Annotated in this window: 9 protein-coding genes and 2 tRNA genes; 5 read left to right on the forward strand and 6 right to left on the reverse strand. The window is 42.9% G+C overall.

Annotated features, from left to right (window positions below; translation table 11 throughout):
- Positions 1–11 precede the first annotated feature (11 nt).
- A complete protein-coding gene (locus tag NI466_RS13190) occupies positions 12–650 on the forward strand; it encodes a DedA family protein (RefSeq protein WP_004644839.1) in 639 nt (212 codons plus the stop codon).
- 38 nt (positions 651–688) lie between these two features.
- Here NI466_RS13190 and NI466_RS13195 read toward each other — a convergent pair whose 3' ends face one another.
- The 5 genes from NI466_RS13195 to NI466_RS13215 all read right to left on the reverse strand — a co-directional run bounded on the left by NI466_RS13195 (position 689) and on the right by NI466_RS13215 (position 3529).
- Entirely contained in the window at positions 689–1282 is a 594-nt protein-coding gene (locus NI466_RS13195; protein WP_174894084.1) for a threonine transporter RhtB, read from the reverse strand.
- A 198-nt stretch (positions 1283–1480) separates the two neighbouring features.
- Positions 1481–1873 carry a hypothetical protein gene (locus tag NI466_RS13200; RefSeq protein ID WP_086044325.1) on the reverse strand — a complete coding sequence of 131 codons (393 nt, stop codon included), beginning with the start codon at positions 1871–1873 and terminating at the stop codon, positions 1481–1483.
- A 13-nt stretch (positions 1874–1886) separates the two neighbouring features.
- Positions 1887–2723, reverse strand: a complete 837-nt coding sequence (locus NI466_RS13205; protein WP_004280959.1) for a ParA family protein — start codon at positions 2721–2723, stop codon at positions 1887–1889.
- Positions 2724–2818: 95 nt separating this feature from the next.
- A complete protein-coding gene (locus NI466_RS13210) occupies positions 2819–3211 on the reverse strand; it encodes a SirB2 family protein (protein WP_005108384.1) in 393 nt (130 codons plus the stop codon).
- A gap of 9 nt (positions 3212–3220) precedes the next feature.
- Positions 3221–3529 (reverse strand): BolA family protein, encoded by a 309-nt coding sequence (locus tag NI466_RS13215; RefSeq protein ID WP_005108382.1) that lies wholly within the window; start codon positions 3527–3529, stop codon positions 3221–3223.
- Between the two features lie 233 nt (positions 3530–3762).
- Here NI466_RS13215 and NI466_RS13220 point away from each other — a divergent pair.
- A tRNA-Gly gene (locus NI466_RS13220) sits at positions 3763–3835 on the forward strand.
- 48 nt (positions 3836–3883) lie between these two features.
- A tRNA-Gly gene (locus NI466_RS13225) sits at positions 3884–3959 on the forward strand.
- A 266-nt stretch (positions 3960–4225) separates the two neighbouring features.
- Here the strand turns inward: NI466_RS13225 and NI466_RS13230 are convergent.
- Positions 4226–5926 carry an NAD-dependent malic enzyme gene (locus tag NI466_RS13230; protein WP_253173810.1) on the reverse strand — a complete coding sequence of 567 codons (1701 nt, stop codon included), beginning with the start codon at positions 5924–5926 and terminating at the stop codon, positions 4226–4228.
- A gap of 294 nt (positions 5927–6220) precedes the next feature.
- Here NI466_RS13230 and NI466_RS13235 point away from each other — a divergent pair, with 294 nt between their 5' ends.
- Both NI466_RS13235 and NI466_RS13240 read left to right on the forward strand, forming a co-directional pair.
- Positions 6221–7183 carry an alpha/beta hydrolase gene (locus NI466_RS13235; RefSeq protein ID WP_086044317.1) on the forward strand — a complete coding sequence of 321 codons (963 nt, stop codon included), beginning with the start codon at positions 6221–6223 and terminating at the stop codon, positions 7181–7183.
- 345 nt (positions 7184–7528) lie between these two features.
- A partial coding sequence (locus tag NI466_RS13240; protein ID WP_253173811.1) for an aldehyde dehydrogenase family protein occupies positions 7529–7892 on the forward strand: 364 nt, incomplete at its 3' end.

A 7892-nucleotide genomic window follows, 5' to 3' on the forward strand; every position in this document is an offset into this window, starting at 1 on the left:
GTACTGGGCTCATGGAACTGATTGATTTTATCTTGCATGTTGATGATCACTTGCTTGAATTTATCACCAATTACGGGATCTGGATTTATGCCATTCTTTTCCTGATTATCTTTGTAGAAACAGGTCTGGTGGTGATGCCGTTCCTGCCTGGCGACAGCTTGCTATTTGCAGCAGGTGCACTGGCAGCCTCTACAGGTGCGATGGATCCATGGGTGCTGATTCCGCTTTTATTTGTTGCAGCAGTTCTGGGCGACACCCTGAATTATCATATTGGTAAATATATTGGTCCTCGGGTTTTCGAGATCGAATCGCGCTTTATCAATAAAAAACACTTATTGGCGACTCAGCAATTCTTTGCCAGACATGGTGGTAAGACCATTATTTTTGCGCGTTTTGTTCCTTTTGCCCGTACTTTCGCACCCTTCGTCGCCGGTGCTGGCAGCATGAATTACAAATATTTCCTGACTTATAATGTGGTGGGTGCATTCGCCTGGATTAGCTCATTTGTCATTTTGGGCTATATGTTTGGCAATATGCCGATCGTTAAGGACAACTTCACTTATCTAATTTTTGGCATCATTATTTTAAGTGTATTGCCAGGTGTGATTGGCTTTATTCAACAAAAGCTCAAAAAAAGTAAAACAGCTTAAGAACTTTTTACATTAAGATTCTTTTACAGCCTATGCTTTTAATCCCAGAGCTTGATTAGGAGTGGGATCAGACAAAGCAGGACAAATAAAGCCGCGCCTTTATAAATGAGGCCGGCTTTTATTTTTTCAGATGGACTGGTCAAAATGGCCTGACCAAAGACCATCCAGAAAATCCCGACCGGAACGGTACTCAAGCTAAAGGCAGCAAAAACCAGAACGAAGTTGGTCGGGCTTTGCCAGGTTTCCATCGGTAAAATCCCGGAGGCCAACAATGCTGCTTTAGGATTTTTTAGGGTAGTTGTAAACATTTGCCAGGGACGTATCTGCGGATGGTTTTTGCTGTAACGTTCTAACTGCTGAGCCTTATATAAATGCAAGGTCATCCAGCCCACACAGATGGTACTCAGTACATAGACCAAGCCTTTAAAATTTGGCCAAATTGGTGACGCCAGATGAATCAACAAGGCCCAGACATTAATGGCATAAAAATAACCGAGCAAAATGGCAGGAAGATAGAGACTGGTTTTGGCCTGCCCCTGCTGATGAGCAGAGCTGGCCACCAAGGCATTGGCGGGCCCTGGAACCATCAGCACAGCAATAAGTCCTAAAACAAATAACCAATTTTCAATCATCGCAATGAACTTTTCCGGGCCAAGGCTGTAGCTTAATCAATATGGGAGTGGGATAACAAGCTTATAAATTTCAGATTTATATACACTCTGGTCAATTTCCTGTGAGTTTTATCTTAATTTAAACCGCCCTATTCTTGGTGAAAGCAATAAAAAAATGCCGACCCGAAGTCAGCATTTATCCGTTTAATGTTGAATGATTTATTTAGGCGTCGCCTGCCGAACGATGATCGGACAGTTCTTATAACGCGCAGCCTGTACAATCGCTTCCTGCTCGCCTAAAAGCCGTGCCAGTTCAGTTCTTTTGGTATCAGATGACTGTCCCATATTAACTGAAACACTCGGGCCAATACCCCAACCACCGCGACTGCCCCAGCCACCGCCAAGACCAACGCCCACACCGACGCCAGTACGTTTCGGTGGCTCAACGCCATTGTCGATATACTGCTGAATACGGTTATATTCACCTTGTAGTTGCGAGCAACCCAAGGTCTGATAGAGGGTGGGCGACACATAAGTCGGTTTTACCGTCGTTGCACAGGCACTCAGTAATGCAAGTGCAGCAATACTCAGGCTTATTTTCACAAGTTTCATAGCTAACTCGATCTTAATTCTGCTCTATCTCATTGAACAACGATTGATAGGCCTGAGTCAATTTATGATCAGTAGCCAAATGAATCAAAGGCTGATTTTTCTGATGAGATTCTTTCATCAAGATCGACGGCGGCAACATACTGTCAAGCACCGGTAAGCCTTCATCTTTGAGCTGCTGTACCACTTCACGCGGCAATTTGGCCTGTGCCTGAAACTGGTTCACCACAATCCCTTCAATTTCCAGACCTTCATTATGGTCATCCTGGGTTTCAATGACATTTTCAATCAGGGTCTGTAAGGCACGTTTAGAAAATACATCACAGTCAAATGGAATCAGCACGCGGTTTGCCGCAATGAGTGCAGAAAGGGTAAAGAAATTAAACGCAGGTGGTGTATCAATAAACACCCGATCATAATGTCCCGATAGCTGTTGCAAGGCATCTCTTAACTTGTAGATCTTGTGCTTGGACTCCAGTGCATGGGCCAATGCACCCAGCGTTGGACTAGCCGGAATGACATCCAGATGTTTAAAAGAGGATTGATGCACATAACTTTCCAAGCCTTTGCTACGACTTTTTAAAATCGAGCCAATCGCATTGCCGAGTAGGCCCTTGCTTTGCTGATTACCGAGTACATCTTCAAAATAGTTTTCTATATTTGGTTCGAGTGCCGGCTTGTCACTAGAATACGTCGCATCATCGCCCAGCACATACTGGCTAGAGTTGGCCTGCGGATCCAAGTCAATCAATAAGGTTTTTAAGCCCTGATGTGCACTGATTGCTGCCAGATTGACAGTAATACTGGATTTGCCTACCCCACCCTTTTGATTAAATACCACACGTGTACGCATGTCCCCTCCTCACATTTTTAATTACTTTTACCACATTTGTATTTTTTAATTATTTGCATGGGCTGGCTGTGCTGATCATCACAGCCAGCTTGCTTTTAGCCAAAATTCGGCTTGATCATCACCAAAGCCAGAATAGACACCAATGAAACTACAGCAATAACCAAGCCAGCCCGACGCTGCGACAGCAAGATTGAATCATCTTTCTTATAGGCTTTGCCTAGCGAGGACACCAGTACCAAAAATAAAATGACTTTGGCATAGAACCAAGGCTGTACATCAAAGTCTTTCAGGACGAGCGACACAATGCCGGTCAGTGCAATCACCGTGATAGCTAAATGCTGTAAAGCGACTAGCGCTGTACGTGCCACCGGATTAGGTAAATTCCCTTGTGTACCGACAAACAAGGTTAATGCACGGGCAAGAATAGCGACAATGGCTAATCCTGCTGCCGACATATGAATAATCTTGACTAAAAGTTGGGTTTCCATCATGTCCTCTTAGTTTTTAGGTGCGTGTGCACAAGCAGGACTGGTGGTGTCCTGACCTGCCCATTCTTCAGGCAAAAATGCATGAATGGCCAGCGCATGAATCTTATCTTTTGACAGCAAATCACCCGCAGCAGCATAAACTTTCTGATGACGCTGCACTGGACGTAAACCCTCAAAAGCCTGACTCACAATCACGGTTTTAAAATGCGACTCTTTTCCCGGAAAATAACCGCCATGACCCGAAGATTCATTCACTACTTCTAAATGGGTTGGGGATAATTGCGCCAAACGATCTTTCAGTTGTTGTTCTAAGCTCATGGCCTGACTCCAATCTTCAAAAATATAATCCCAGTATACCTTGTTCTGCTGAATATTTCGGTAATCTGTTCAGGCGCAATCCGTTGATTGTGGCCAAGTTTCATTGATTTCTATATAAATATTGGTTATTTATTGTCTGGTCTACAGCATTTTGCTTTTATTTTATGCAATTGATGCAAGATTTTTAACAAAGGTGTTGACCACATTTTTGCATGCTGTATTATACACGGCATGCGGGAATAGCTCAGTTGGTAGAGCATAACCTTGCCAAGGTTGGGGTCGGGAGTTCGAGTCTCCTTTCCCGCTCAAAATTTTTTCATTTAGTTTTTTCATTTAAAAAACTTTATAGACTCCGCGGGAATAGCTCAGTTGGTAGAGCATAACCTTGCCAAGGTTGGGGTCGGGAGTTCGAGTCTCCTTTCCCGCTCCAGATTCTAAAAAAGCCCTGTTCGAAAGATCGGGGCTTTTTTTATACTAATGTTATTTTTTAAATGATCCTTTCATTTTTATTTCATTCAATAAAAAATTCTTAAAGTACTTTTCTGATTTTATAACTAAGATATGACTATGACACTCCTAAGACAATAAAAAAGCCCTCATCAAAAGATCAGGGCTTTTTATATTTCACCAACGCATCAGATGAACTCTAGTTAGCATAAAAAATTGGCCATGATAAAGAGTTCCTCTTCAATACAATTAAAAGGTAATCCGCTGATAATCACGGTATTGCGGTGTCCAAAAATTATGCTCTATTGCTAGCTGTAATTCTTCTACACTGATTTTCGGTGCTACTCCGTCTTCAATCGCAGCAAGCGCTACTTTTAATGCAATCTGCTTCGAAATTGACTGTAAACAATCCAGATTCGGCAATAAATCTGCCTGAGGATCTTTCAGTTTCGGAGAACAGTCCGCCAAGGCATTACTCGAAGCCATCAGCATATTATCCGTGACACGTTTTGCACCTGAAGCAACTACGCCCAGACCGATACCCGGAAAAATATAAGAGTTATTGCATTGGGAAATATGATGAATCTGCCCCTGATAATTCACTGGTGCAAATGGGCTACCCGTTGCAATCAATGCTCTGCCATTGGTCCATTGCAAGATATCTGCCGGAACAGCTTCTACGCGGGAAGTCGGGTTAGATAAAGGGAAAATAATCGGTTGCACACTGTTTTCAGCCATGGCTTCAATCACTTCCTGAGTGAATAGACCTGGCTGTCCAGATACACCAATCAATACTGTCGGCTTGGCACGTTTGACCACATCCAGCAGAGAAATCATGCTCTCTGCATCTGCCCAGCTTTCTACATTTTCAAGCGGCTGTGCCAGTTTACGCTGGAAATCTAGTAAATTCGGCTGATTCTCCGTGATCAGACCAAAGCGGTCGACCATAAACACGCGTGCACGTGCTTCAGCATCACTCAAGCCCTCAGCAACCATTTGCTTAATGATCTGTTCTGCAATCCCGCAACCGGCTGAACCTGCACCCAGAAAAGTAACCACCTGATCTTTGAGCTGTTTACCTGCTGCACGCGAAGCAGCAATCAGGCTGCCCACAGACACTGCTGCTGTTCCCTGAATATCATCATTGAAACAGCAGATTCGATCACGATACTTTTCCAGTAAAGGCATGGCATTTTTCTGTGCAAAGTCTTCAAACTGAATTAAGGCATCTGGCCAGCGCTGTTGAATCGCCTGAATCACTGTCTCGACAAAGGCATAGTATTCGTCGCCGCTGATTCGCGGTTCACGCCAGCCCATATAAATCGGGTCATTCAACAACTGCTGATTATTGGTACCGACATCGAGAGTAATCGGTAAGGTATAGGCCGGACTGATCCCGCCACATGCGGTGTAGAGTGCCAGTTTTCCAATGGGAATCCCCATACCACCAATGCCTTGATCTCCAAGACCCAGAATGCGCTCACCATCTGTAATCACAATCACTTTCACGTTCTTTTTATTAATATTGTGAATAATCTGATCGATCTGATCACGGTCAGGATAGGAAATAAAAATCCCACGATGACGGCGATAAATATCAGAAAAGCGCTGACATGCCTCACCCACAGTCGGGGTATAGATAATCGGCATCATCTCACTGAGGTGATTTTCAATCAGATGGTAAAACAGGGTCTCATTGGTATCCTGAATATTCCGCAAATAAATATGCTTGTTAATATCACTGCTAAAAGCACAATACTGCTGATAAGAACGCTGACTTTGCTCCTCAATCGTCTCGGTGACATGAGGAATCAAGCCATGCAAGTTAAAGCTTCTACGCTCTTCTTCAGAAAATGCAGAGCCTTTATTGAGTAGTGGGAGTTCTAGCAGAGTATTTCCAGCATAAGGAATATATAAAGGGCGTTTACTGTTCAAATTTTCTCTGGGCATTATTTAACTCATCTAATCAATCTTCGGCAGTTCTGCCAAAATAGTCACATCACTTTGTTTATTTTATATAGCTTAGCCTGATTTTAAGCTGTTAGGTCATTTAGCAAATTTATAATACTTGTAGCAGGATTTTATAATCTGATAACACTCATTTTCAGCCTAGGTTTTGGACGGTTTCTAAAATTAACCCGTATTCGTATTTTTTAATTTAAATCGGCAGTAAGATCTATTTGACAAAAAACCTCAGCTCATCAAGGATAAAGCATAAATTTAATAAGATGAACGAGTATAAAAATGAGTGAACTGCAACCGCTTTATCAGCCCGATATTCTGGGGACAGGTTATGAGCAAGCGACCTTAAACTTTCCTGATGATTATGAGGGCAAAGTCGTAGCAACCCTAATCCGTAAAAAAGCAGCCCAACCTACAAAAAAAGCAGTTTTATATATTCACGGCTTTATCGATTATTTTTTTCAGACCGAAATGGCAGAGCGCTTTAATCAGCATGGTTTTGATTTTTATGCGCTGGATTTAAGAAAATACGGACGTTCGATTCTGCCGCATCAAAAATATTATAACGTGTATGACCTTGCTGAATATAATGCAGAAATTACCCAAGCCCTCGACATTATAGCAGCCGAGGGTCACGATGCTGCCCTGCTCTGTGGTCATTCTACCGGCGGCCTGACCACGACCTTGTATGCGGCACATCATCCGCAGCATTCTTTAATTAAAGCACTTTGGGTCAACAGTCCATTTTATGACTTCAATATGAATCCGATTAAACGTGCGCTTGGCATTCCGCAACTGAGCAGACTGGCCAAAATTTTTCCCAATCTTAAATTTCCAAGCGAGCTGAACAAGTGGTATGCCACCAGCCTGCATAAGGATTTAAAAGGCGAATGGGACTTCAGTCTGGACTGGAAAAAGACCCGCTATCCGATGGTTCGGATCAGTTTTATTCGTGCCATTCATGAGGCACAGAAAGAAATTCATCGCGGTGTTCAGCTCGATGTTCCGGTATTGATCATGCATTCGCATCAGACTTTATATCCTAAAAAATGGGGTAAAGCCGCACAGAGCAGCGATGTAATTTTAGGGATTAAAGACATTCAGAAATATGCCAAAAAAATTAAAGGCGATGTCACGGTTCAAAGTATCCGGAAGGGTTTACATGATCTGGTACTTTCAGAGCAATCTGTGCGTGAGCAGGTTTATCAGCAACTGTTTCAATGGCTGCATGACAAAGGGCTTTAGATAAACGTGGAAGGAGAAATGAAACTTACCCTCATTTCTCCTGCTTGGCTTCTTTTGAATCCTTATTAGGTTGGAATGTAATCAAGCACATTGAAAATATGCCAATCTTTCGATGTTTTATAAATGCTATAAGCCCTTGTTTTTAAATTTAAGGCTTGAAAATTTATAACTTTTATTCTTCTACTGCTTGTCTCCAAATATTGTCTTTTGTAGCAAGCCTGTAAACAAACAACCGCCCGTCTTTTTCCCTCTTTATAGTAGAGCTGAATGCAGAAGCGCCTATATTTTTTGATCGGCAACATGCGCTCGACCTGCACCACTAACAATCATATAAAGGAATAGATTATGCGTTATGCAGACCCCAATACTGACGGTTCAAAAATTCAATTTAAAGCACAATACGATAATTTCATTGGCGGCGAATGGGTCGCTCCGGTCAAAGGTGAATACTTTGACAATATCTCTCCGGTAGATGGCAAAGTCTTTACCAAAGTGCCGCGCTCTTCTGTAGAAGACATTGAATTGGCCTTAGATGCAGCGCACAAAGCCAAAGAACAATGGAACCGGTCATCGCCGACCACCCGTTCCAATATTCTGTTGAAAATTGCAGATCGCTTAGAACAAAATCTGGAAATGTTGGCTGTGGCAGAAACCTGGGACAATGGCAAACCGGTCCGTGAAACGCTGGCTGCAGATATTCCACTGGCGA

Origin of the sequence: Acinetobacter lwoffii (assembly GCF_024129595.1) — a bacterium.
Taxonomy (GTDB): Bacteria; Pseudomonadota; Gammaproteobacteria; order Pseudomonadales; family Moraxellaceae; genus Acinetobacter; species Acinetobacter lwoffii_O.